At 46.3% G+C, this 26,531-nt stretch carries 17 protein-coding genes and 1 tRNA gene; 7 read left to right on the top strand and 11 right to left on the bottom strand.

Annotated features, from left to right (window positions below; all coding sequences use genetic code 11):
* A partial coding sequence (locus JGK14_RS09560; protein ID WP_293219418.1) for a DUF4347 domain-containing protein occupies positions 1–1,003 on the bottom strand: 1,003 nt, incomplete at its 3' end.
* A gap of 250 nt (positions 1,004–1,253) precedes the next feature.
* Entirely contained in the window at positions 1,254–1,421 is a 168-nt protein-coding gene (locus JGK14_RS09555) for a hypothetical protein (RefSeq protein ID WP_293190939.1), read from the bottom strand.
* Positions 1,422–2,100: 679 nt separating this feature from the next.
* On the opposite strand from JGK14_RS09555, the gene JGK14_RS09550 reads away from it, so the two are divergent.
* Both JGK14_RS09550 and JGK14_RS09545 read left to right on the top strand, forming a co-directional pair.
* Positions 2,101–2,508 carry a tetratricopeptide repeat protein gene (locus JGK14_RS09550; RefSeq protein ID WP_325315002.1) on the top strand — a complete coding sequence of 136 codons (408 nt, stop codon included), beginning with the start codon at positions 2,101–2,103 and terminating at the stop codon, positions 2,506–2,508.
* 2 nt (positions 2,509–2,510) lie between these two features.
* A complete protein-coding gene (locus tag JGK14_RS09545) occupies positions 2,511–5,213 on the top strand; it encodes a TIGR03032 family protein (protein WP_325315001.1) in 2,703 nt (900 codons plus the stop codon).
* Positions 5,214–5,337: 124 nt separating this feature from the next.
* On the opposite strand, the gene JGK14_RS09540 is transcribed toward JGK14_RS09545, so the two are convergent.
* The 7 genes from JGK14_RS09540 to JGK14_RS09510 form a co-directional block, all read right to left on the bottom strand.
* The gene (locus tag JGK14_RS09540; protein WP_293190935.1) at positions 5,338–6,237 is read right to left on the bottom strand and encodes an ABC transporter ATP-binding protein; all 900 of its coding nucleotides are present in this window, start codon (positions 6,235–6,237) and stop codon (positions 5,338–5,340) included.
* 54 nt (positions 6,238–6,291) lie between these two features.
* Positions 6,292–7,065: an ABC transporter permease gene (locus tag JGK14_RS09535; protein WP_293179837.1), complete on the bottom strand. Its 774-nt coding sequence runs from the start codon at positions 7,063–7,065 to the stop codon at positions 6,292–6,294.
* 364 nt (positions 7,066–7,429) lie between these two features.
* Positions 7,430–8,467 (bottom strand): hypothetical protein, encoded by a 1,038-nt coding sequence (locus JGK14_RS09530; RefSeq protein WP_325315000.1) that lies wholly within the window; start codon positions 8,465–8,467, stop codon positions 7,430–7,432.
* A gap of 94 nt (positions 8,468–8,561) precedes the next feature.
* Positions 8,562–9,278 (bottom strand): hypothetical protein, encoded by a 717-nt coding sequence (locus JGK14_RS09525; RefSeq protein WP_325314999.1) that lies wholly within the window; start codon positions 9,276–9,278, stop codon positions 8,562–8,564.
* 284 nt (positions 9,279–9,562) lie between these two features.
* Positions 9,563–10,033, bottom strand: a complete 471-nt coding sequence (locus JGK14_RS09520; protein ID WP_293179979.1) for a Uma2 family endonuclease — start codon at positions 10,031–10,033, stop codon at positions 9,563–9,565.
* Positions 10,034–10,236: 203 nt separating this feature from the next.
* Positions 10,237–11,262, bottom strand: a complete 1,026-nt coding sequence (locus tag JGK14_RS09515) for an ABC transporter permease (protein WP_293179846.1) — start codon at positions 11,260–11,262, stop codon at positions 10,237–10,239.
* Positions 11,263–11,488: 226 nt separating this feature from the next.
* Positions 11,489–11,833, bottom strand: a complete 345-nt coding sequence (locus JGK14_RS09510; RefSeq protein WP_293179849.1) for a hypothetical protein — start codon at positions 11,831–11,833, stop codon at positions 11,489–11,491.
* A gap of 1,005 nt (positions 11,834–12,838) precedes the next feature.
* On the opposite strand from JGK14_RS09510, the gene JGK14_RS09505 reads away from it, so the two are divergent.
* Entirely contained in the window at positions 12,839–16,228 is a 3,390-nt protein-coding gene (locus JGK14_RS09505; protein WP_442921444.1) for a PAS domain S-box protein, read from the top strand.
* Positions 16,229–16,450: 222 nt separating this feature from the next.
* Here the strand turns inward: JGK14_RS09505 and JGK14_RS09500 are convergent, their stop codons facing one another.
* On the bottom strand, positions 16,451–17,518 hold the full coding sequence (locus tag JGK14_RS09500; RefSeq protein ID WP_293179852.1) for an ABC transporter permease: 1,068 nt from the start codon (positions 17,516–17,518) through the stop codon (positions 16,451–16,453).
* A 476-nt stretch (positions 17,519–17,994) separates the two neighbouring features.
* Positions 17,995–19,128: an AI-2E family transporter gene (locus JGK14_RS09495; RefSeq protein ID WP_293179855.1), complete on the bottom strand. Its 1,134-nt coding sequence runs from the start codon at positions 19,126–19,128 to the stop codon at positions 17,995–17,997.
* A 518-nt stretch (positions 19,129–19,646) separates the two neighbouring features.
* Between JGK14_RS09495 and JGK14_RS09490 the strand changes: the two genes are divergently transcribed.
* The 4 genes from JGK14_RS09490 (at position 19,647) to trhO (ending at position 26,433) form a co-directional block, all read left to right on the top strand.
* Positions 19,647–21,434 (top strand): efflux RND transporter periplasmic adaptor subunit, encoded by a 1,788-nt coding sequence (locus tag JGK14_RS09490; protein WP_293207457.1) that lies wholly within the window; start codon positions 19,647–19,649, stop codon positions 21,432–21,434.
* A 554-nt stretch (positions 21,435–21,988) separates the two neighbouring features.
* Positions 21,989–25,099 carry an efflux RND transporter permease subunit gene (locus JGK14_RS09485; RefSeq protein WP_442921445.1) on the top strand — a complete coding sequence of 1,037 codons (3,111 nt, stop codon included), beginning with the start codon at positions 21,989–21,991 and terminating at the stop codon, positions 25,097–25,099.
* A gap of 260 nt (positions 25,100–25,359) precedes the next feature.
* Positions 25,360–25,431: transfer RNA gene (locus JGK14_RS09480), tRNA-Gly, on the top strand.
* Positions 25,432–25,485: 54 nt separating this feature from the next.
* Positions 25,486–26,433 (top strand): oxygen-dependent tRNA uridine(34) hydroxylase TrhO, encoded by a 948-nt coding sequence (gene trhO / locus JGK14_RS09475; protein WP_325314997.1) that lies wholly within the window; start codon positions 25,486–25,488, stop codon positions 26,431–26,433.
* The last annotated feature ends 98 nt before the right edge of the window (positions 26,434–26,531 follow it).

The raw sequence follows: 26,531 nt of genomic DNA, 5'->3' as shown, positions 1-26,531 counted from the left end.
TGGGGGTGGTGGCTCCGGTGGTGGTGGTATTGAGCAGGATGGAGGCGGTGTTGCTGCCCGCGTTCGCCACAGCTAAGTCTGGTTTTCCGTCGCCGTTGATGTCGCCGATGCTGACGGATACGGGACTACTGCCAGTTGGGAAGTCTACTTTGGGGGCGAAGGTGGGGGTGGTAGCTCCCGTGGCGGTGGTGTTGAGCAGGATGGAGGCGATGTTGGTGACGTTCGCCGTTGCTAAGTCAGGTTTTCCGTCACCGTTGAAGTCGCCGATGCTCACGGAGGCGGGGTTAATGTCAGTAGCAAAGGTGGCTTGGGTGGCGAAAGTGGGGGTGGTGGCGTTGGTGGGGGTGGTATTGAGCAGGATGGAGGTAGTGTTGCTGTTGAGATTCGCCACAGCTAAGTCTGGTTTTCCGTCGCCGTTGAAGTCGCCGATGCTGACGGAGTTGGGGTTATTGCCAGTGGTGAAGTCAACTTTGGGGGCCAAGCCTAGTACGCCGCTGTAGGTTTTGAGGGCCTTGGGGTTAAATGGTACTCTTGCTTCTATAGGACCTGTTTGTATTTCTAGGTTCCAGTCTCCCCCTAATTCAGTGCTGCCGGTGAGGTTGGCTGAGGCGGCAATGCTTGCACCTGCGAGCTCGCTCAGTCGCTTGAGGAAGTTTTTGCCTGTTTCGCAAGCGGCTACTTCACAACCGTATAAGAGGATGTTTGCCTTTGTTGTGAGGGCTTTTCTCCACTGTTGGAGTTGGGTACTGAATTTTTCTAGGTAATCACTATTAACTGTTGCTGTACCGAGGTTGATGCTGCCGGGGCTGCCGTGGGAAATGATATGAATAGCTGCAACATTACTTTCGGCTGCTAGGGCTTCGGTTATTTGTGCGATGCCACTACTGTTGTCATCTAAAATTACTATTTTGGCGCCTTCATCTGCTCCTTTTATCAGGTGTTGATAATTCTCTACGGCAGAGTCTAGGAAAATGATTTGTTTCTGTACGGTTGGTAAGTTCATTGTAGGTACAATTGTGGATATCTATTGTTGACATACAGCTCCGACAGGAGTTAAGCTCCCTATTACAGGGAGCGATTTCTCGCTCCAGATAACTGATACAAAATCTGGGTTTACTACCCGTTGGTGGTATTTTTGGTCGTGGCGAATCCAGCGAAGCGTCAGCCCGAAGGGCAGCCTTCACTAACGCAGAGACTCAAAAGACTTGCGAAGTGCAGCACAAAATAGTCCGCGGTCAGTTATCAAGGGATATCTAACCTGGATCTGCTACGATCGTGGGAAATGAACGCAGAAAACTAACTACGTTTGCTTGTAGCTGCCAGCAGATGACTAAACTCCCGAACGGACCAGTCATCACCGGGTGAAAGCGTGGATTTTGACGCTGCAAAGCTGCCAGCAAAGTAAAAACTGAGCGTGGCACTCCCGCTGGGAATTATGATATTAATTACTGCCTATTTGAGTTCACTCGTGGCAGTTAGATGCGACCTAGTAAAATATTTACAGCGCTTCTGAGCAAGATAAGGTACACCCGATCGTACCGAGAACCGAATTTGCAAGGATGTTTTTCTACCCGATCTAGTTGTGGAAGGCTATAGATGCACTTATTTTTTTTACCATAGTTTGCAAAATATTGCAACCCTTTCTCCAAATTTACTATATCTCTAAGAATGCCGATCGCGCCTTGACTTTTGCTTTGTATTATGGGTCTGCATCTGGGGAACTGACAAGTCGGATCTCAGATCGAACTTATCCCAAATCCGCTTTGGATACATACCTAGGGCTTGCGCGACGAGACAGGATAAGTTTTTCACCACAGGCACGCGCCAACATTTGCGGCTTTAGTTCGAGATGAAGGATTTATAAATAATATAAATAACCGGGATTTAGTATGATATTATTTCCATCCTATCTTTATACCCAATAAAAATAATTGGTGGCGCGGACACCAAGTCTGTACTGCGAACTAATCTTAGGGCACTCGATCGACCGGATGCCATCTCAATTCCCAGATCATTAATTTGAGGCAATTATTGCCAGCGAACCAGGTGCTAAAATAATTGCGATACTTAAATTGTTAACATTCGATCGAACATCAACAAATGTCTCAAAGTAATTCCGCAGAAATCATGTACGATCGCGCCCTAACCCTCCAAAAACAAGGTGACTGGGAAAGCGCGGAAAAAGAATACCAGCAGATAATCGCCCAGCAACCTGATTGCGCGCCCGCCTATTTCCAACTGGGAAATGCTAAGTTAGTCAAGCAGGAATGGCTTGGGGCGATCGAACTTTACCGCCAAGCTTTAAATCGCGAACGTCGCTACTCTCAAGCATGGTACAATCTAGGAGTATGTTGGGAAAATTTAGGAGAAATTGAGGAGGCGATCGGGGCTTACCAACAAGCTGTAACGTACAATCCTAATTATGCGATCGCCCTTAACAGTTTAGGAGTCTTGCTTACCCAACAAGAAAACTCCTCGAAGCCAAAGCTTGCCATCAAAAAGCTGTAGAATTGCAACCAGATTCTCTTACTTATCGCGGCAACTTAGCTAACCTTCAATATCGCTGCGATGAAAACAGCGAAGCCGCAGCCAACTATCGAAAAATTTTGCAACTTGATGCGAATAATATCAATGCAATGGCAGCTTTGGTAAAAATCAATCAAGGAATTTGCCAGTGGGATACTCTCGCAGCCGACAGCGAAAGAATGTGGCAAATCGGCGCAACTTTAATTGAGCAAAATAACTTACAAGATTTATCTATTTTTGATTTTGTGATGTTTTCACCCTTTACGGCTGACAGACATCTCGCAATTACTCGCTACTTCTCTCAACTTACCAGCAGTAGAGTTAAACAAAATTATTTTCCCCCTCACATTCCTCCGGCTACATCTCCCAAAACTTTGCGAATCGGCTACATCGCCGGTGATTTTTACCAACACGCTTTAACGCATTTAATGGGTGAATTATTCGCTTTGCACGATCGCGCTAAATTTGAAGTATTTGCCTACTCTCTCGGCCCCGACGATGGCAGCAATGAACGGCGAAAACTAGCAGCAGATTGCAACAAATTTACCGATTTGCGGGGAATGCTGGCGGAAGCAGCAGCCGAAACAATCTATAATGACGGCATTCATATTCTCATCGATATGGGAGGCTACACCCTATATTCTAATCCGAGAATTGTTGCCATGCGTCCCGCTCCGATTCAAATTAATTATTTAACTTATGCTAGCACTATGGGTGCTGATTTTATTGATTACATTATCACCGATAATATTGTAACGCCACCGCGCCTTGCCGAGTTCTTTAGCGAACAATTTATTTGCCTGCCAGACTGCTATCAAATTAACAACGATCGGCGAGTTTGTCCGGCAGAAGATCCGCAAATTAAACTTAAAAATCCCAAAGCTAAATACGGCTTGCCAGAAAATACCTTTGTCTTCGCTTGTTTCAATCACAGCCGCAAAATTGAACCCATAATTTTTAGCGTGTGGCTGCACATTTTAGAGCGCGTACCTGATAGCGTGCTGTGGCTGCTAGACAGCAATTCCGAAGCCACAAACCGCCTGCAAGCTGAAGCTAAATTGCGCGGAATAGATCCCAAACGCTTGATTTTTGCACCGCGATTGTTTCAGGAAGAACACCTAACGCGCCACATTTGGGTTGACTTATGTCTCGATACTTTTTATTGTAATGCTCATACGACGGGTAGCGATGCTTTATGGATGGGAATTCCCTCGATTACTTGTCCTGGTGAAACTTTTGCCTCGCGGGTGGGTGCGAGTTTGTTAAATGCAGTGAATTTACCGCAATTGGCAGTCAATAATTTAGAGGAATACGAACAATTGGCAGTGCATTTAGCAACTCACCCTCAAGAGTTGCAAAAGCTAAAAGATTACCTCAATGAAAACCGCCGACAATTGCCGTTGTTTGATACTCCTCAAACCGTGCGGCATTTGGAATTAGCCTATCAAATGGTTTGGGAAAGATATCAATCCGGTGAGTTGCCGGGGGCGATAAGTGTCCCGCAATTAGAAAAAATAGAAACAGCAGATTTACCGAGGAACTTGACAACCAATTCGTGCGATAATTTAACCAATACAACAGCGGAAAAATTAGCAAATATAACAGATAAAAATATGGAAAACGGCCAGCAGCGAGAAACGATCGGTAGTGCGGATGCGCCGCATAGTTTAATTGGCGATCGCGATTTGCCATCTTGGTTAAATTCTCAAAATATCTCCCTGGCTTGTACTACCTATCAAACTAGCAGGTTAATGTTAATTGGGAATAATCCCGAAACCAATACAATTTCTGGATATTGGCGAATATTCGATCGCGCAATGGGACTTTTCTGCACGCCGGAACGCCTCTACCTCAGCTCAAAATATCAACTCTGGCAATTAGACAATGTGCTAGCTGCGGGTGGACAACATCAAGGTTACGATCGCCTTTACATACCGCGCATCGCCCACACCACAGGAGATATCGACATTCACGATATCGCTGTCGATAAAAATAACCAAATCCTGTTTATTAGCACGTTGTTTAATTGTATCGCTACTTTGAGCGATCGCCACAGTTGCAAACCTTTGTGGAAACCGCCGTTTATCTCACAATACATCAACGAAGACCGCTGTCACCTCAACGGTTTGGCAATGGTGGATGGAGAGGCAAAATATGTCACAGCGTCGAGTCAGTCGGATGTGGTGGATGGTTGGCGCGATCGCAGAAAAAATGGCGGTATCGTGATTGATGTCGCATCTAATGATATCATCGCTACGGGATTGTCGATGCCGCATTCACCTCGCTGGTATCAAGATAAGTTGTGGTTGCTGAATTCGGGGAGAGGAGAATTTGGTTATGTCGATTTAGAGACAGGGAAATTTCAGGCGATCGCATTTTGTCCGGCATATGTCCGAGGATTGGCTTTTTGGCAAAATTGGGCGATTGTTGGATTGTCGAAACCGAGGGGTGGTGACAATACTTTTAGCGGTTTAGAGTTGGATGAGTTGTTGGTAGCCAAAGATGCTGAGGCTCGCTGCGGTATGATGGTGATAGATTTGACTACTGGTGCGATCGTACATTGGTTGCGGTTTGAAGGAGTTGTCACAGAACTTTATGATGTGCAGGTGATTCCGGGAGTGCAAAAGCCGATGGCTTTGGGTTTTCAAACGGAAGAAATTGCTCAGTTAATTACTTTGGAACTTTAACCGCTGATGGTGGCGGATGGACGCACGGGTAGCTAGAAACCGGGTTTTTGCGAGAATACTTCGTTACTGTCGGTAAAAATCGTAAAAACCCGGTTTCTTGGATTGTGCGCGAGGGTCAGAAATGTTAAGATAGAGTTTGTTTTGTAACCTCTACATAAATATGTTCTAACCGCACCGGATAGCGAGCTATTGAATCAATAGAAATCCCATCAAAACGCAAAATAATATCCTTTAATTCCAAACGTTCCGGCAGCCAAAAAGCCAAATCGCTACCGTAGCGGCGGGGAATAAAACTGTATTCTGCTGCGCGGGCGATGACTTCAGCTTCTGCGTCGGTTTTAACCACAATAATTTCCTGAGCCGGAATTAGTTTTTGCAACTCCTCCAAACTGCCCTCAGCCACAATACTACCATTCTTTAAAATCCCAATTCTCTGACACAAACGCTCAGCTTCATCCAACAAATGAGTTGTTAGCAAAATCGTAATTCCTTCCGATTGCAAACGCTGAATCAACTCCCAAATTTCATAACGAGCCTCAATATCTAAACCAGTTGTTGGTTCATCTAAAATTACTAATTTAGGCTGGTGAACCAAAGCCACCGCAATATTCAAACGGCGCTGCATTCCTCCGCTCAAAGTTTCCACCGGACTTTGAGCTCTATCTATCAAATTTACTGCTTTTAAGCATTGTTCTACTTGATAGCGGCGCTGTTGGCGCTCTAAACCATAAATTTGAGCAAAAAAATTGAGGTTTTCTGCACAGCTAAGGCTTTTGTAAAGCAAATTTTCTTGAGGCGCTACACCGATTAACAGTTTAGTAGCTTCCGAAACAGGTTCGCCATTGATGAAAACCTTACCGCTGTCAGCATTTAGCAAATTGCATAAAATATTGATAGTTGTAGTTTTGCCCGCCCCATTTGGCCCCAGCAAACCGTAAATTTCGCCAGCTTGAATGTGCAGTGTTAAATCGTTAAGCACTGAACGTTCGCCGTAAGCCTTATTTAGCTTTTCTATTTGCAGCACTGCTTAAAATCTCCTAGTTTTTTCTCTAAATTATCTTTTAATTCCCTGATTTATTTAAAGTCTTCTTTCTACTCTTAACATCCGCCGATATGACAGCCATCCGCCTGCGATCATCGAAATAGCAAATATGAATAAAAACCAGAAGTGCGATTCAATATCCGCAAAATCTTTGCCGTTAGCCCACACGCCTATCAGCGCTTCGTTCATATGATAAATCGGATTGTACTGGGCGAGATCCAGCAGGGTTTTGGGGAACAGCGCAGTTGGCAAAAATGCACCTCCTAAAATCAACAAAGGAACGCCGAAAGCGGCTACTAGCGAGTTGACATCTTCTGTGCGCCTCGCAAACTGCGTCCCCAGAATAAAGCCAACTCCTACGTAGGATACAATGCTGAGTAGAATAATCGCGCATCCTAACAGAATAGATCCTTGAAATTGTGCTCCCAAACACGCTGCTATCGTGTATACTAAAAGTACCTGACCGATGCCGATCGCACTGTGAGCCAGAAAAATTCCTAAAAAGTAGGAAGTGCCACTCAGGGGGGAAACAAATAAGCGCTTGAGAGTATGCTGTTCTCGCTCTGAGACTACCGTGGCTACACTGCCGCCGAGACAGCTAAAAAATAAAGCGGCTCCTACTAAACTTGCAGGTGCAGCACTTTCAAAGGCTTTGGCTGTGGTGAGATTGGCGCGTTCTTTTAAAATTAAACCATTGATTAGCAAGATAGAAATTGGAAAAATACTCCACAAGACTAAGCTGCGCCGCCGCCTTCCCAATTCAATTAAAATTCGCTGCGCTACTGCGAGGGTTTCATACCAGTATTTCATAGGGATTGTGTTAGCATTGTAAGAATTGGAAATTGACATCAAGTCCGAAAAGAATCAACACAATCAAATTGGTTCGTAGTGAGGACTTTAGTCCGCATCAATCCGAGGACTCGCATTCCGAACGATCAAATTGGTTCGTAGTGAGGAATTTAGTCCGCATCAATCCGAGGACTCGCATTCCGAACGATCAAACCTTCTTGATGGCATTGAATTTACCGGAAATTATATGATTATTGATAATAACGCCACGGCATATCATACCATAGAAATACTAAGAATGTTAAATTTCAATAAAAAACCCGCCCGCGCGGGTTTTGTGATTTGACCAGACTAGGTTTTAAATTTTCGGTGTCTATCGCTACACTCATTTAATACTAAAGTTCGTACCTCTGTAACATCCTTGAAAAGATGTTAAACTTGTGCGGCTTGTCTGTTCGAGTTTAGTCACGAGGGAGGGAGTATTACTTTCAGGATTTGTACCCCACTTGTAAATAAAGTCGCCGATGTAGTTTCCGGTTGCTTCGTAGCTGTGCACTTGTATCGGAATTCCCGAAACTCCTGAAACTGTTTGGTTGTTGTATCCGTTAACAATGATTTTCTCGATAACTGCTCCGGGTTCTACAGTCACGTTCCAGTTGACTGGTTCGTAGGCCGAAAGTGCAAGTATTATTGGCTTGTTGCGGCGTTCTACTTTGACTTGGATAGCACTTTTCGACAAATTTGCCTTCCCGTGTTCGGCATTAGCTTCGTAAACACCAATCAAATGAAGTTCTTTATCTCCGGTTGACGAACCAACATAGGCTGAAAAATCGTCGGAACCGCCAATCCCGCAGTTGGCGACTGAACTAATGGGGGAAGTAAAAGTTGTTTTTTCGGCGAGTTTCTGCTGCACCGTCGGGACTACCCACCAACCGGTTCCGACTCCTAAAGCACCTATTAAAGCAGCGGCAATTCCGAAAGGAATGACGTTTGTGAGGTGGCGAAAGGCGGTTGTTGCAGTTACTTGGGCTCGGGTTTGCTGCCAAGTTTCAGCAGTTTTTCCGGCATTGCCGCCATCTAGACAAGCTAACAAAGCTAAACTTTCCGGCTGTTCCAGCAGACTTTGAACTGCTTTCCCTTCCCCAACGTAGAGATTTCGAGTTTCGGTGTCTAACAGCAGCCAGTAGCGATCGCCCTCGCCGAAGTTGTACTCTTGTAGCGCAGGCTGAACTAAATCGTGCTGCAAAAATACCAGCCAAGCCATGTTATTGCCAGTTCCGACTATTTTGCCGTCGCTGAAAATAAGTTGGTCGATGTCGGGTTCCCACCGCCAAGCTACCCAGCGACTGTCTCCTCGATAGCCGAGGGATTTTTCGAGTTGCGGATGAGCAGTTATTTCTAAGCGTTGAACTAAGTTTGACACAGTTGGTCTCCTCAACTACGCGCGATCGAAGCTATCCCAAAGGGTAGGGAATCGCTACTTCCAGTCTTAGCTTAACTTATCGGGCGATCGTCCTTCAAAAACTACCCGTGCCGTTGCCCGTGGTACTGTTGGGAGACACATTGTTGCTGGGATTGGTATTCGGCGAAGTTCCCGGATTGAAATTATTCTGTTGATTAGTATTCGGCGAAGTTCCCGGATTGAAATTATTCTGCTGATTGGTATTCGGCGAAGTTCCCGGATTGGCATTATTGTTGGGATTAGTATTCGGCGAAGTTCCCGGATTGAGATTATTCTGCTGATTAGTATTCGGCGAAGTTCCCGGATTGGCGTTGTTGTTGTTGGGATTAGTATTCGGCGAAGTTCCCGGATTTGCGTTGTTGTTGTTGGGAATTGTATTCGGTGTAGTTCCCGGATTTGCGGGATTTGCGGGATTTGCGGGATTTGCGGTACCAGCAGGAGTAGTTATCGGGGCGCCGGCAGCATCTCTGGTAACGCTGTTGGGGTTCGGGGGGGCTGCTGGATTAGCTGCATTGGGGTTATTTCCAGGAGCATTGGCTGGGTTGTCGGCTGCGGGAGCCGTTTTTTGGGGAGCAGCGTTGGTGCCGCACAAGCTGACTAAATCAAAAGTTGTACCGCTTGGGGTTTCGATGAAGCAAACCGGCACATCTACTCGCGGGTTTGAGGCCCTGGGAAACTGGCCCGTTCCGGGCATGGGACGGCTAAAGGCGACTTGTGCCATCAATGGAGTCAAGGCAGCCGATAGAGCGGCTGCGAGGCGCAATAATCTCATCAGCACTTCCTCAAATGTTATATTTATTGGATCCACTATGCCTTATAAACTGCCAAGTGTCCTCATTCTGAAAGCCGATCTTTTTTACCAGAAAGAATTGGTTGAAAGCCCGCCCGCCTTCGAGGGAGACATTAAAATCAGAGTATTCATTACTCCAATACTCAGACTTCTGGGTAGAGGTAGCTCTCCAACTGTCAACTGTCAACTGTCAACTGTCAACTGTCAACTGTCAACTGTCAACTGTCAACTGTCAACTGTCAACTGTCAACTGTTTACAAATCCTCCTAGAGAGCCGCCACTGCCTGCAACATCTCGCGCACGCAGAAAGTACACTTAGAAAAAGCTGAGAGCGCCACAGTCGAATCCTCTGACAAAATCATTTGACTCCGGTACCCGTCGTCTGAGGGTTCTCGAAATACATGAAGCTGGCGTTGGTGGATATCTAGCACCCAAAAATCGTCAATCTGCGATGCAGCATAGATATCTCCTTGAGTCTCGCAGTCATTTTGAAGCGTACCATCGACTATTTCGATCAGCAGATATATCTCCGAGGCGATGGGATGGCGGTCAGTATAGCGCAGGGCGTCTGGCATCACAACTGCGATCGACGGTTTTGCTTGGGCATCGCCTAACTGAATTGGTAGCTCCACCCGCACTAAAACCTCATCTCCTAACAGCTTTTCCAGCAACTTCTGAATAAGTACAATCGCTGTAGCATAATCGGTTCCCTGTATTTTCATTTTTTTGACAATCAGTCCTGCAACTAATTTTACTTATTGTGAGTTTAATATTTTAGTCGATCGTACCTAATAATCTTCCACGCATATCAAAGGAGCAGATAGCCGGGGAGTGGGAGATTGGGAGAGGGGGAGAGGGCGAAAATCTTCATTCTTTATTCTTTTTTTTGTCAACTGTCAACTGTCAACTGTCAACTGTCAACTGTCAACTCTTCCTTCATTTAGTATCTAATTCGCGGGTCAATGTAAGCATTTAAAATATCAATTACAATACTAGCAATTACTACAATTCCCGCAAAAAACACCACAATACCTTGAACAGTTGGATAATCTCGCAAGCTAATCGCTTCATAAAGACGATTTGCCAGCCCCGGCCAAGAAAAAGTAACCTCAGTTAAAATAGCACCACCCAACAGTGCAGCAAAAGTCAGTCCCAAGACAGTAATTACCGGAATCAGCGCATTTTTGAGAGCGTGAGCCCATAAAATTTGCAATTCAGGAATTCCGCGAGCTCTAGCTGCTTCAACATAATCTGCTTGCAAAGTTTGCTTCAGATTCACCCTGACAATTCGCTCAAAAATGCCACTCAAAAGAATGCCCAGCGTCAAACTCGGGAGTGCCAAATAATGCAAACTTGTGAAAAACTGACCGGGGTTAGCGCTCAAGAGACTGTCTACAGTGTACAGTCCCGTGTAGCCTTGGGGAGCTGGGAATGTTACCGGAAACCGAGTTCCCAACGGAAACCAGCCCAACTGTACGGCGAAAATCAACTGCAAAACCATGCCAGCCCAAAAAGCCGGCAGCGAGTAAGTAATAATCCCAAACAAACGGCCTGCTGCATCGAAAATAGTGTTGGGGCGGGATGCCGCCAGGGAACCGATACTGATGCCGACAATTAAAGCTATGGCCATGCTACAAACTGCTAATTCGACTGTCGCGGGGAAATAGTCTCCGATAATTTGCCAGACGGTTTGGCCGCGAGTGGTGATGGAGGTTCCCAAGTCGAAGCCCAGCAAGTCTTTCATGTATTTTAGATATTGCTCCCACAGGGGTGCGTCGAGGCCTAGTTGGGTTCGCATTGCTGCTTTGGCGGCGGCGGGTGCTCGCGAGCCGAGAATGGCATCTATGGGGTCGCCCGGAGTGGCCCGGAGTAACAAAAATACTGCTGTGGTGATTGTCCACAACATTAGGGGTGCGAGTAGCAAGCGGACAAAAATATAAGATTGCAGGGCTTTTGAACGAGACATAGGAATTGGGAATTGGGAATTGGGAATTGGGAATTGGGAATTGGGAATTGGGATTTGATTTTAGTGATTGTCGATCGACTTTTTGCCAATTCCAGATTTTCCGATTGCGAGCATCTGCATGGTGCTTTTATATTATTGCTGTCCCCGCTCGCGTATTGTATAAGAGAGCAGGGACGATCGCACTCAAACAAAAAAAGGCTTTTTACGAAAATGAGATGCTTCCTTCCTATTCGCCCAGTAGCGATTCAAATGCAGCTTGCAAAGACTTGATATCGCCTACTCTGGCTACTAACAAGTTTTCGCTGCCGGCATCCTGCAATCTATCCTTCCAATACTGGATGCTATCCGAGTTGTTCATCCAGAAACTAATCACGGTATTTACAACTCGATCGACATCCCAGCCGCGATAGGGAGAAATTATCTCTACCGATGCTACAAAAGAATCGAGAGTACACTTTCGGTTTCCCAAGTATTCTACACCTGACGGCTGCTGTTGTTGCAGTAATTCCTGCTGCTGGTTAAAAAACGTTAAAGTTGGAGATACGCCCAGGATTTCAAATGTATAGCTCATGTTATCCTCCCGAAGTATTATTTTGCTCAAAGGTCGATCGCGTAGCGGGGCGTAAGCCATTGTCCACAAAAGCCAAAAACACTTGACATTACGCAAAAATAGGTACACATGGCCGAGGCTCATGGAGGTCGCACCCAAAATTTTAGACTCCTGTTCAACCTCCTCGATCGAGGCGAGTAAATCTAAAATCTAAAATCTAAAATCTAAAATCGAGTGACGTTGCTGCCCTCGATGCACCACAAGATCCTTTAATTACAGTCTTGGCGTGCGATCGCGCTTTTGCCCGCTTATTCTATGAATAGCAAATTTTTTAACAGTCTGGTGTCAAATAACTTACATTTTTGACATCCCCCAGCCATTGAAAATTCTAATCTAATTTGTATTAACCAGCGGTAAGGCAGGCAACCTGCACTCGGAGAAAGCGATCCGATTTTAGGTTAAAGATTTTAGAATTGGGAATGACTGATGAATTAAGGAGTTGTATGCTTTTTTGACCTGGTGTGAGTTTTGGGGCTGGAGTTCGGGAGCATCTCATTTTTGTAAAAAGAATTTTTTTATAGTGCGAACTCGTATAGCTCGCGTATTATACGATACGCGAGCTCCCGACAGCACTATTAAATGCAAAACAGAGATGCTCCCTTGGAGTTCTCGATCGCGATCGCCAGATTCAGGAAAGTAGTACCATGATTAATATTACAATTTTTTTACAGTAGTGCTTGAAACCTCAGCGAAGTTTTGACCGGGCGGCTACCCCAATTCAATATTGCTGTGGGACTTTGTATAGCGGTTCTCACAAAGATGAGGTACGTTGTTGGGCTTCAGCCCTCTTGGTTTCAGTGGTTATATAACCTGTCAGTCATACCTCACCTTTTTGAGAAAGGCTATAACTTATACTATCTAGGGCATCTTGGAAACGACAAACGATACGCAAACCTCGTAGGTGTCAGAATAATATTGATGTTATTGAAAACTCTGAGCCGTCGTCTGATGAAAAGCTCGCCCAAGATGTCACTGAGCCTCGTCTTGCTGATGCCGCTGGTGGTGCAAATCTCCGTAGCAGTCGGCGTCACTGGATGGCTGTCTTTTCGCAACGGCCAGAAAGCCGTCAATGACCTTGCTACCAGGTTGAGCTTGGAAGTCGCAGCGAGGACTAAAGAAAATTTCCGCAGTTTTGGAGAGGTGTCTCACCTGTTCCTGCAAATGAATAATGCTGCGATCGCCTCTGGAAACCTAGACCCTGATGACTTCCCCAACTTAGAGCGCTTTTTTTGGAATCAGACCAAGCTGAGCGATCGCACTACAACCATCTACTACGGCGACGAACAGGGCAAATTCCTCTTGCTCAAACGCGAAGCAGATGAATTAGTATACATCAGAGACGAATCAACTGCTCCCAACCGCCAAATTTATCGCCTCGACAGCAAAGGAAACCGCACTGAGCTAATCAAAACCGCCCCCTACGACCCCCGTACTAGACCGTGGTATCAAGCTGCCAAACAGGCAGAAAAAGCCACCTGGTCTCCGATCTACGTCTTCACTGCCTCGCCAGTTCTCGGCATTACGCCGGTGATGCCTATTTACACTGAAACAGGAAAACTGCGGGGGGTATTGGCAATTGACCTGACTCTTTCTCAAATCAGCGATTTTCTCAAAAGTATCAAAATTAGCCCGTCAGGAGAAGTTTTTGCGATCGAGCGCAGCGGGGAAATAGTCGCCAGTTCCACAGATGAATTGCCGTTTATCACTGACAACAAAGGACAAAAACGGCTGTTGGCAACACAGAGCAAAAATTTGCTAATTCGATCGGCTTCCACATACTTGCAAACACGATTTGGCAGTTTTGAAGAAATTGACAGCCAAGGACAGTTTAGCTTCGATATAAAAGGCAAACGTCAATTCATTACGGTCGCTCCCCTGCGAGACGGCCGCGGTCTCGATTGGCTGATTGTCGTAGCAATCCCGGAAGCAGACTTTATGGAGCAAATTAACGCCAACACTCGCACAACTATTTTATTGTGCTTTTTTGCCTTCATACTGGCGATCGTCCTGGGAATTTTCACATCTCGCTGGGTTGTCACACCAATTACCCGATTGCTGGAAGCTTCCAAAGCTTTAACAAAAATGTCCGAAGCTGCCGACTTCACCTCCGCCGAATTAGACGGCGAAGTCGAAGTCAAAGGCGTCAATGAACTCGGCGTCCTGGCTCAGTCTTTCAACCAGATGGCCAGACAATTGCGATCGTCTTTTGTAGCCCTAGAACGAACCAACTCCAGTTTAGAACAGCGAGTAGCAGAGCGGACTGCCGAACTCGAAGCCACCGAAGCAGAATTGCGGGCTTTGTTTGCAGCCATGAACGAATTAATTGTAGTTGTGGATGCCACCGGTCGCTATTTGAAAATCGCGCCCACAAATATGTCGCTGCTCTACAAACCAGCAGCAGAATTAGTTGGTAAAACTATCGGAGAGCTGTTCCCGCAAGCTACAGCAGACAATTTTCTCAACCACATTCGAGCAGCCTTAGATAGTCAGCAAACAGTTAGCATCGAGTACGATTTAACCATTAACGACCGCGAAATTTGTTTTGCCGCCAGCATTTCGCCGCTTTCAGAAGAATCCGTAATTTGGGTGGCTCGCGACATTACCGAACAGAAGCGAGCCGAATCAGTGCGGCGGATGAGGCAAAAACAATTGCTCAAACAAAATACGATTTTGCTAGAATTGGCAAGAAATAAAGCGCTATATCGAGGCGATTTGCAAGTAGCTTTAAGAGAAATCACCGAAGCGGCGGCTCATACCCTAGATGCAGAAGCAGCCGGAGCGTGGTTGTACGATGAAAGCCGATCTAAATTGCAATGTCTAGACCAATTTCACCGCAGTAACAGCGAGCATTCCCAAGGTGCCGAACTCGCAGCACCAGACTATCCAGCTTATTTTAAAGCTTTGGAAGAAGACCGGACGATCGCAGCCGACGACGCTCTCTCAGATATCAGAACCAGAGAATTTGTGGCATCTTACTTTGCACAAAACGGCACCACATCAACCTTAGATGCGCCAGTGCGACTGGGAGGCCAAACAGTCGGAGTCATCTGTATCGAACAGGTGGGAAGTGCTCGCCACTGGACAGTAGAAGAACAAAATTTTGCTGCTTCCCTCGCAGATTTGGTATCATTGGCGATCGAAGCCAGCGATCGCGATCGGACACAAAACGCCCTGCGTCAAGCAGAACAAAAATACCGCAGCATCTTTGAAAACGCAGTCGAAGGCATTTTTCAAACCACCCCCGAAGGTCGCTTCTTGAGCGTAAATCCATCCTTAGCCCGCATCTACGGCTACGCCACTCCCGAAGAATTGACATCAAATCTCACCAACATCAGACAGCAAACTTACGTCAATCCTCAACAACGCGAGAAGTTTATGCGAGTGATGAAAGAATCTGGACAAATTTCGGGGTTTGAGTCAGAAGTTTACCGCGTTGACGGCAGCATAATTTGGATTTCCGAAAGCGCCCGTGCAGTGTGCGACACGCGCGGTGAGGTAATCTACTATGAAGGTAGTGTCGAGGATATTAGCGATCGTAAAGTCTTTGAATCCGCCTTGCAACTCGCCCTAGAAGCAGCCGAAGCAGCCTCCACCGCAAAAAGCGCATTTTTAGCAAACATGAGCCACGAACTGCGGACGCCCCTCAATGCCATCATCGGCTACAGCGAAATGCTCCAAGAAGAAACCGAAGAATCCGGCTACAATGAACTCACCCCAGACTTAGACAAAATCCGCACATCCGGCCGACACTTGCTATCGCTAATAAACGACATTCTCGACATTTCTAAAATCGAAGCCGGTCGCATGGATCTCTACTTAGAAACCTTCGACATCGCCACCTTAATTGAAGAAGTCGCCGACACCGCCGCGCCACTAATTGAGAAAAATCATAACACTTTAAACTTACAGCAAATAGGCAATATCGGCACTATGCACGGTGACATTACCAAACTGAGGCAGATTTTATTGAATTTGCTAAGCAATGCCGCCAAATTCACTCACAATGGTACAATTACCCTCAGCGCCAGCCGAGAACAAATCGCCGGCTACAGCAGCGAAGCGACACCACAAAACAGTTCGGAACCTGCGGTAAATTCTCCATCCTCAAATCCCAGTAAAGAATTTTTAGTAGTTAATTGTACAGATACAGGAATTGGCATGAATCCCGAGGAATTGCAGAACATTTTCCAACCCTTTATCCAAGCAGACGCTTCTACCACGCGCAAATACGGCGGCACTGGTTTGGGACTAGCAATCAGCCAGCGTTTTTGCCTCATGATGGGTGGCAATATTTCAGTAAACAGTCAAGTCGGTGTTGGTTCTACTTTTACCATCCGCTTACCTATTAATACTTAAACAAGTAATTGGTCATTGGTCATTGGTCATTTTTTGCTTCGTCATTACCAATTCCCCATTACCAATTCCCCATTACCAGAAAGAATTGGTTGAAAGCAAGAAAGCGAGTGAGGGAGAAATTAAAATCCGACTATTCATTACTCCAATCCTCTTCCTTCTAGGTAGAGGTCGCTCTTAAACTGTCAACTGTCAACTGTCAACTGTCAACTGTCAACTGAACAATTACCTTTGAATGCTTCTCGGATCGAGAGCATCCCGCAATCCATCCCCCAATAAATTGAACGCCAAAACAGTCAAAATAATCAGCGTCGCCGGAGGCCAAACCAACCAGGGCTGCAACACTATAATTGAAGCATTCGTAGACAAAGATAGCAAATTTCCCCACGAAGGATCGGGCTGTTGAATTCCCAAACCAATCAAACTCAAAACCGACTCCGCCACAATAAAACCCGGAACCGACAAAGTAGCAGAAATAATTACATAAGTTGCAGTTTGTGGCAACACGTGGCGGACAATAATATAAATTGGGTTGGCGCCCATAGCCCGCGCCGCTTGCACGAATTCTAGCTGTTTAATTGACAGTACCTGACCGCGAATTACCCGCGCCAAACTCGCCCAACTGATAAATGAAGTAATCAGCACAATCAAAATAAATCGCTGAGCACTTGTCAATCCGGGCGGAAGGACTGCCGCTAGAGCTACTAATAAATAAAGACCGGGAATCGTCATCAATACTTCAGCAAAGCGCATTAAAATACTGTCAATCCAACTGCCGAAATAACCAGATATTCCTCCGATTAACAATCCTAAAGGAAAGGAAATTGCTATACCAACTAAACCAATACTGAGGCTAATGCGGCTGCCCTGTACTAAGCGGCTGAATTGATCGCGAGCTTGTTCATCAGTGCCTAAAAGGTTAATTTTGCCTTCTCCTGTAGTGCCAAACAGGTGGATATCCCAAGGCAAAATTCCTAAAAACTTATAGGGAGAACCTTTGACAAACAAACCAACAGCAGATGGTTTTTGCCAGTCTACAATTACCTCGCGAGCGCCCGTATTCGCATCCACCGGCCCCTGAGCAGTCGGGTAAACGTGGGGGCCGATAAATCGCCCGTCTTTGGTGCTTAAATAAATCTGAGTTGGTGGCAGCAAGGAACTGTTTAATTGAGAGTCGTAGGGGTCGTAGGGAGCCACAAATTCGGCAAAAAGTGCGACTGTATAAAAAATTAACAGCACTACGGCTCCCAACCGAGCTAGAGGATTATTTTTAAGATTTTGCCACCATTTCATAAGTTTTAGGTTTGAGATTTTAAGTTGGTTCGTAGTAAGGACTTTAGTCCTCCCAGGTTCGTAGTAAGGACTTTAGTCCTCCTAGGTTCGTAGTAAGGACTTTAGTCCTCCCAGGTTTGTAGTGAGGACTTTAGTCCTTTGCGAGCGTTTTTTTCGGAGAGTAAGAAGCGGTTTGAGGAGTGCGAGCGTCCCCGCTCGCTACATATAAGGAAGCGAGCGGGGACGCTCGCACTCACATAATAGCAAAACTGAGATGCCCCTAATCCTTTCTTCACGGAATCAGTAGCAAGGGCTGAATTCGTTACTAATACAATTTTTAGCAGAAAGAATTGGTTGAAAGCCGGAACCCTTGTAGGGAAAAATTAAAATCAGACTATTCATTACTCCAATCCTCTTCCTTCCTTTGTCAACTGTCAACTGTCAACTGTCAACTGTCAATTGAATGAAGGACTGAAGTCCTTACTACAAACCTTAAACTATTTTTTTTCATCGGCTACCAAAATTATTCTATTTTCATTTTCGGCAATTTTCCCCAATTCCTCGCCGTTAAAAGGATTGTAGAAAAACGAACCTGTTTGCGGAGGTAATTTGGGATTGAGTACAATTTCCACGATACTTTTGACCACCCCAGTCAGGGGAATTGCCAGGATAACTCCTAACAATCCTCCCACTCTACCTCCTAAGAGCAAAGCTGTAAAAATAATTACCGGACTCAACCCCGTGAGATTGCCCATAATTCGGGGTGCTACTAAATTATCCTTGATTTGCTGGAGACCGATCGCAACTGCCAACACTTGGAGCGCCAGCCACCAATCGATAAACGCTACAATTATACTAACAGTGCCGATGCCCAGCGTCGCTCCGATAAACGGAATTATTTCTGTCAATCCGATAAACACGGCAAACAACAGAAAAAACGGCACTTGCAGCCACCAAAAAGCCAGAGTTAGCGAGGTCGCCATAAAGAGTCCCAGCAATAACTGTCCCGAGACAAATCGCTGGAGGTTTCGCTGCAAAGTATCTGTGAGAACATAGCGAATATCCGGCGAAAAAATGCTGGTCAAACCCTGCCAAACTCTTTGACCGTCTAGCAGCATATAAAATGAAATTACCAGGATAAAAATTAAGTCGAGAAACCAGTTAACTGTACCGACAACTAAGCCTAAACTTGTACCTGCGATTGCTTGTACTTGTTCCTGGACTTTGGCTGATAACTGCTGTTCCAATATTTGCACGTCAAATGGTAAATTGCGATCGGCACTCCACGCTTGAAATTCGCCTAACTGCTGCCGCGCTGACTCCAGCAAGTCCGGGAACCTCACCCCCAACTGTCTCGCTTGACTGAATACGGGCGGTACAATAGTTAAACCGATGACTGCGACTACCACACCCGCCATCAAATAAACCAGCCCCGCAGCTATTCCCCGCGGCAAAAATACTTGCAGTCTGATTACTGCATAATTTAATAAGAATGCAATCAGTCCCGCTGTTACTAAAATGCTGACCAGTTCCCCAACATAATTGATAGCAGTCAGGGTAAACCATCCAGTCACTAGCACTAGCAACCAAGTAATTAGAAACTGTTGGACGGGAGTAAATACACTATTCATTGTGATTTTATCAATTAAACTGGCACAAGTTTTTTAGCTTCTGTGCCGTATTATACAACAAAGATATAGCAATCCTAAATGAATCGTATTTTTTTTACCCCACCCCAACCCTCCCCTTAGTAAGGGGAGGGAGTAAGAAGAAGTTCACAAATGATTTAGGATCGCTATATTAAACTATAGATTAGCAATAATCAGTTCAATATTAGATTAAATTCTTTTGGCAGTGATGAGTTGGTGATGGTAAAAACGCTCTGGGACAGAAAATCTGAGTCCGATCGCCCTGCAAGCGATCGCAAATCGCGCTAAGATTACTCTGCCTCAAAATCCCGATCGAGTCAAAGGTCGATCGCACAACCTCGGATCGAAATCGCGATTATCAGGTGAAATGGCGCCACACTCACCCACAAGGAGGAGGCGCGACCGATCGCACGCTCAGCTAAAATAAATTAGATATTAAAACCGCAATCTTTCTTTACAATATCAAAAACCCCAGGCTCAAACCGGCGGGAGGAACTACCGTGACGAATCAAGTTTTTTCAGAAGCAGAAGAACAGCAACCGCTTGTCCCCGTGCAGAGCGGGCGCGACAGCAAATCAGCAGTGGATGCGCCTGAAACTGGCATCTCAGATACCTCTCGCTGGCACTTCTCCTCTGAAGAAGATGAACGAGAAATAGCCTTAGAAGTTCCAGACGAACAATCAGAAGTTTCCGAAGCTGAAGAACCAGAAGTTCCTCCCAGTAAAGGACTCAGGTGGCCGACGCTGTTGGCGGGCGCAGGGATTGGCGTAGCTGCAACGCTGCTAGCAGTACACTTGACTGCGGGCCAGAAGAGCGCGCGTCCCCCAGTTGCAGCCCCAGCGGCGGCTCAGCAGGGGACGCATCAGACGGTGACAGTGGCTGCTGTGGAATCGGCCGAGGTGGCTCAAACTCTGGAAGCGACGGGGACTGTGGCGCCCTACGATTTGCTGCCGGTGCTGCCGCAAGCCAACGGTTTGCAAATCAAGCAGGTTTTGGTAAAAGAAGGGGATGCGGTAGAAAAAGGTCAGGTAATGGCGGTTTTGGATGATTCGGTGCTGCGATCGCAAATTGCCGAAGCCACTGCTAAGGTAGAATCGGCAGATTCTACGGTAGAACAAGCGCAAGCTCAGGTGCAACAAGCCCAGTCAGCCCAACAAGAAGCCCAAGCCGGCGTTGCTCAAGCCCAAGCCGGCGTTGAAAAAGCCGTCGCTGACGCAGCGCAAGCCAAAACGGGCGTGGGCCAAGCTCAAGCAGGTGTCGAGCAAGCCAAGGCTAGTGTCGAGCAAGCTAAGGCGGGGATTGCTTCTGCTGAGGCTAAATTAGCTCAAGCTCAAAGAGAAGTAAATCGCACCCAAAATTTGGCTTCCCAGGGAGTAATCAGCCAGCAAGATTTGGAAAAGCGCAAAACCGAGCGAGATACTGCTGTTCAAGATGTGAACAAAGCTAAGGCTGATTTGAATAAAGCTTTGGAAGAACAGAACAAAGCGGCGGAAGAAGTGCGATCGGCTCAAGCTAAAGTAGCTACAGCAGAAGCTAATATCAGTACGGCGAGAGCGGCCCTCAGCAGCGCCCGCGCTAAGGTGAATACGGCCGGCTCTGCTGTCAGCAGCGCGCGCGCAAATGTCGGGAACAATGCAGCAGGTGTTCGCAGTAATGATGCGCGAGTGAAACAGTTGCAAACTCAACTCGAACAAACAATTGTCCGAGCGCCGGACAGCGGTATTGTATCTGAAAGAATTGGTCGAGTTGGTGATGTTTCTTCGGGAAGTCAAAAACTATTTTCGATTATTCGAGGAAACAAGCTGGAACTGCAATTAAAAGTACCGGAAACTCAGGTTTCTCAAGTGCAGCCGGGAACGGCGGTGCAGATTACTTCGGATTCTGATAAGCGGATTAAGTTGTCGGGAACTGTGCGAGAAATTTCGCCGTTAGTTGACCCGCAAAATCGGCAGGCTACGGTGAAGATTGATTTGCCGACAAGTGAGTTTTTGCGATCGGGAATGTTTTTGCGCGCCTCGATTTCGACGGCGACGGCTCAAGGTTTGAAAGTTCCTGCTAAGGCTATTTTACCACAGTCTGACGGCAGTTCTATTGTTTACAAACTTGTGGGCGAGGATAAGGTGCAGGCTCAACCTGTGGAAGTTGGAGAGATTACTGGGGGAGCGGTTGGTGATTTGACGACTGCTCAGGTTCAGATTAAAAAGGGGTTGAAGGCGGGCGATAAAGTGGTGGTTGCTGGGGCTGGTTATCTTAAGGATGGCGATCGGATTAAAGTTAGTAGTCAGTAGACAGTTGGTAGTTGGTAGTTGGCAGTTGGCAGTTGGCAGTTGGCAGTTGGCAGTTGACAGTTGACAGTTGGCAGTTGACAGTTGGTAGTTGACAGTTGGTAGTCATTATTTATTGTAGGGTGCGTCAGGTGAGAATTTGGCGACGACAGACTAATAATTTTCCACGCTAAGCACCTTACGATTAGTTGCTTACTACTACATATTTGGAGCGGGCTCTCCGGCCTACTCCACAAGAATTTTAAGGAGAAGATTAGTTAGTTAGTTAGTAGATATTTGGAGCGGGCTCTCCGGCCCACCCCACAAGAATTTAAAGAAGAAGATTAGTTAGTTAGTAGATATTTGGAGCGGCTATCCGGCCCACTACACAAGAATTTAAAGAAGAAGATTAGTTAGTTAGTAGATATTTGGAGCGGCTCTCCGGCCCACTCCACAAGAATTTAAATAATAAGAACTATATTACCAATTACCAATTACCAATTACCAATTACCAATTACCAATTACCAATTACCAATTACCAATTACCAATTACCAATTACCAATTACCATTCCAATTATGTCTTTTAATATTTCGGCTTGGTCGATTAAACAGCCTGTCCCGACGATTGTTTTATTCTTGATTCTGACAATCGGGGGATTAGTATCCTTTCCGGTTTTAGGTATTGATGATTCACCGAACATCGATGTGCCTTCAGTTTCGATATCTGTCAGCCAACCGGGGGCAGATCCAGCCGAACTTGAATCTCAAGTTACGAAAAAAGTAGAAGATGCTGTGGCGGGTTTGGGCAATATTGACCACATTATTTCTACTGTTAATGACGGTTCTTCTAATACTACAGTTAACTTTTTGTTGGGCACAAATAGCGATCGCGCTACGAATGATGTCCGAAATGCGATCGCCCAAATTCGCCAAAGCCTGCCCCAAGACATCAACGATCCAGTCGTCAAACGGGTGGAATTTGCCGGTAGTTCCATTATGTCCTACGCCGTCGTTTCCGATCGCCAAACGGTAGAACAGCTAAGCGAATTAATCGACCAAAACATCAGCCGTGTCCTGTTGTCGGTCAAAGGTGTCGCTCAAGTGCAGCGAATCGGAGGCAGGGACAGGGATATTCGAGTTGATTTAAACCCCGAACAACTGCAAAGTCTGGGGATTACAGCTACCCAAGTTAACGACCAAATTCGCAATTTCAACATCAATCTTCCCGGCGGACGCACGGAAATCGGCAATTCCGAACAAACAGTCCGCACTATCGGCAGTGCCAAAACTATCGAACAGTTGAAAGCTTATCAAATTACTTTACCTAAAGGCGGTTTTGTGCCGCTTTCGGGCTTGGGAAAAGTTGAGGAAGGCTATGCAGAAGCGCGTCAGGGCGCGCGGCTCAATAACAAGCCTGTTGTAGCTTTTGCTATCCTCCGCAGCACTGGCAGCACTCTCGTTACTGTAGAAGAAGCGGTGCGGGCAACTGTTAAGAAAATGGAAAAAACTTTGCCGCCTGATGTGAAGCTTGAACTTATTTATACTTTAGCAGATCACATCCGAGATTCCTATGAAGCTTCTGTGGATGCTTTAATTTTGGGGTCGGTTTTAGCGATTATCACGATTTTTATATTTCTGCGGGATTGGCGGGCTACTTTGATTGCTGCTGTGGCTTTGCCGCTGTCGGCAATTCCTACTTTTGCTGTACTGAGGATGGTGGGATATACGCTTAACGGTATGACTTTGTTGGCGCTATCGCTGGTGGTGGGTATATTAGTCGATGATGCGATCGTCGAAATTGAAAATATTGAACGGCACGTCGGGATGGGGAAAACGGCTTATCAAGCTGCTTTGGATGCTTCTGCTGAAATTGGTTTAGCTGTCGTTGCTACCACGATGACGATTGTTTCGGTGTTTGCGCCGGTGGCTTTTATGCCGGGAATTCCTGGTCAGTTTTTTCGACCTTTTGGCGTGACGGTTTCGGCGTCGGTGTTATTTTCGCTGTTAGTAGCCCGCACTGTGACTCCGATGATGGCGGCTTATTTATTTAAGGAGAAAGGACATCATGAGGAACTTAAAAAAGACCAACTTTCTTATCAGTACCGCCGACTTTTGACTTGGGCTCTGAAGCATCGGGCGATCGTCCTAATTTTAGCTGTTGCTTTATTTTTCGGCAGCGTTCAGTTAATTCCTTTCATTCCGACTGGGTTTATCGATCGCGATGATACCGGACTTTCGACTGTTTCCATTGAATTGCCGCCCGGTTCTACCTTGTCGCAGACAGATTTAGCAGTGCAGCAAGCAACTAAATTATTGCTCGCCCATCGGGCCGTAAAAAGCGTTTTGGAGACCGAAGGCGCTCCGACAGTATCCGGGGGGCCAGGTGGTGGCGGAGGGGGCGCTAGTGGCGTAAATACAGCCAGTCTGTACGTGAAATTGAAACCCGCCAATCAGCGGATCGGACAACAGAAGTTTGAGGAGGAAATGCGGCCGAAACTTGCCGATGTTCCCGGTGTGCGGCTGAGTTTTGCTCAAGGGCGTGTGGGCGGTAGGAAGCAAATGTCGATCGTCCTCAAGAGCGAAAATGCGGAGGCTTTAACCAAAACTGCGGAAACTCTGACGCAACAAATGAGGCAACTTCCGGGACTGATTGAGGTACAATCTAGCGCGAGTTTAGTCAAGCCGGAAATTTTGGTAAAACCCGATCCAAATCGGGCGGCGGATCAGGGTGTTTCGGTGCAACAAATTGCTCGCACTGCTTCTTTGGCAACGATTGGAGATATTGACTCAAATCTTGCTAAGTTTGATTTGCCCGATCGACAAATTCCGATTCATGTGATGTTGGCGCCGCAGTTTCGCAGCGATATCGAAACAATTAAGAATCTGCAAATACCGGGTAAAAATAATACTTTAGTACCGTTGAGGGCAGTGGCGGATATTGCTTTGGGTAGCGGGCCTTCTCAGATCGATCGCTATGACAGAGCTCGTCAAGTATCTGTAGAGGGCAATTTGTTGCAAGGTACGACTTTAGGAGAAGCTGTTGCTGCGGTGAAAAAACTGCCTGCAATGAATCCTTTACCCCCTGGCGTGGAACAAGAATCTTCGGGCGATGCAAAAGTTATGCAGGATATTTTCAGCGGTTTTGCGGGGGCCTTGGGAACGGCGGTACTGTTTATTTATGGTGTGTTGGTGCTGTTGTTTGCCAATTTCTTGCATCCGGTGACGATTATGGCGGCATTACCTTTATCTTTGGGTGGCGCGCTGTTGGGACTTTTGGTAGGACAAAAATCTCTCGGTTTGTACGCTTTGATTGGTGTAGTGTTGCTGATGGGAATTGTGACGAAGAATTCGATTTTGCTGGTTGATTACGCGATTATGAATCAGAAGGAAGGCGAACCGATGTATGAGGCGACGCTGGATTCTGGTGTAGCGCGGTTGCGGCCGATTTTGATGACAACGATCGCCATGATAGCTGGGATGGTGCCGATCGCGCTGGGAATTGGCGCGGGATCTGGGGTGCGGAGTCCGATGGCGATGGCGGTAATTGGCGGTTTGATGACTTCTACGCTATTAACTTTGGTGGTAATTCCGGTGGTTTATACCTACATGGATGGCTTGCAAGTCTGGATTTTCGATCGGGTGCGGGGGAAGAAAAGAGGCCAAGGGCGATCGAATATCTCCGGGTAGGGAAACGGGCACTGCCGTCTCTTCCTGCGTCAGGAGAAGGCTTTTGGAGTGTACGGTGCGTCAGATCTCAGGTTTGTCCGAAAAATTCCGGCGATCGAGACTGACGCACCCTATTAATTTTGCCGCCATGGGCGATCGGCAACCCCAAAAAATAATTCTCAAAATCATTGACTCAAAATCCCAAAATCGTCGTATAATGTGTGTCTAGTCATTATTTACCGCAATCCCTAAAAAGTAAAAGCCAGTAAAACAGACTAAGCGCGGACGTAATTCAGTGGTAGAATGTCAGCTTCCCATGCTGAACGTCGTGGGTTCGAGTCCCACCGTCCGCTTTAACTGAATTTTCATACAACTATGAAAATTAATTAGTGCTATCAATTCGATCTATGGCTAATTTCTTAACCGCTGCATTATATAAGTTCGTTGAACTATCCGATTTTGCCGATTTGAAAGCACCGCTAATCGATTGTTGCAACAAAAACAACGTCAAAGGCACCATCTTGTTAGCAGCCGAAGGCATCAATGGTACGATCGCCGGTTCATCCGAGGGCGTGCGCGCAGTGCTGGCATTCTTGCGTAGTGACGCGCGTTTTGCTGATTTGGTTCACAAAGAATCTTTCTCAGAAAAAGCACCGTTTTACCGCCTAAAAATCCGCTTAAAACGCGAAATCGTCACGATGGGAATACCCGATATTAATCCATCTCTCATGGCTGGCAAATATGTCAAGCCCGATGAGTGGAATAAGCTGCTTGACGATCCTGATGTTGTCGTAGTTGATGTGCGTAACGACTACGAAGTATCTATGGGTACTTTTGCAGGCGCTATCAATCCCAAAACCAAAAGCTTTTCCGAGTTACCTGAATGGGTGCAGCAAGAAACTGCTTTGCGCGATAAACCCAAGGTGGCAATGTTTTGCACGGGTGGCATTCGCTGCGAAAAATCTACTGCTTTTTTGCGATCGCAAGGTTTTCAAGAAGTCTATCATCTCGAAGGCGGGATTTTAAAATATTTGGAAACGGTTCCGGAAGCAGAAAGTCGTTGGGAAGGTGAATGTTTTGTCTTTGATGAACGGGTTTCTGTTGTTCACGATTTAAAACCTGGTAACTATGAACTTTGTCGCGGTTGTCGTCACCCGATTAGTGAGGAAGATAAGGCTTCTGAATTTTTTGTCCTGGGCGTGAGTTGTCCTCATTGTCATGACTCGAAAACCGAAGCTAAAAAACAAGCTTTATTAGAGCGGCAGCATCAGATTGAGCTTGCTAAGCGTCGCAACGAAGTACATATGGGCGCGTGCTATGATGCTAAGGAAAAATCCGATGGTGCGATCGACTAAAAGGTATGTTGTTGGGCTTGGGCCCCAAGAGCGCTGAAGCGCAACTACGTACCAAGAAAGGTATGTTGTTGGGCTTGGGCCCCAAGAGCGCTGAAGCG

This window comes from Microcoleus sp. PH2017_28_MFU_U_A, assembly GCF_020738035.1.
In the GTDB taxonomy this organism is placed as follows: Bacteria; Cyanobacteriota; Cyanobacteriia; order Cyanobacteriales; family Microcoleaceae; genus Microcoleus.
This window is presented reverse-complemented; position numbering and strand designations above follow the sequence as displayed.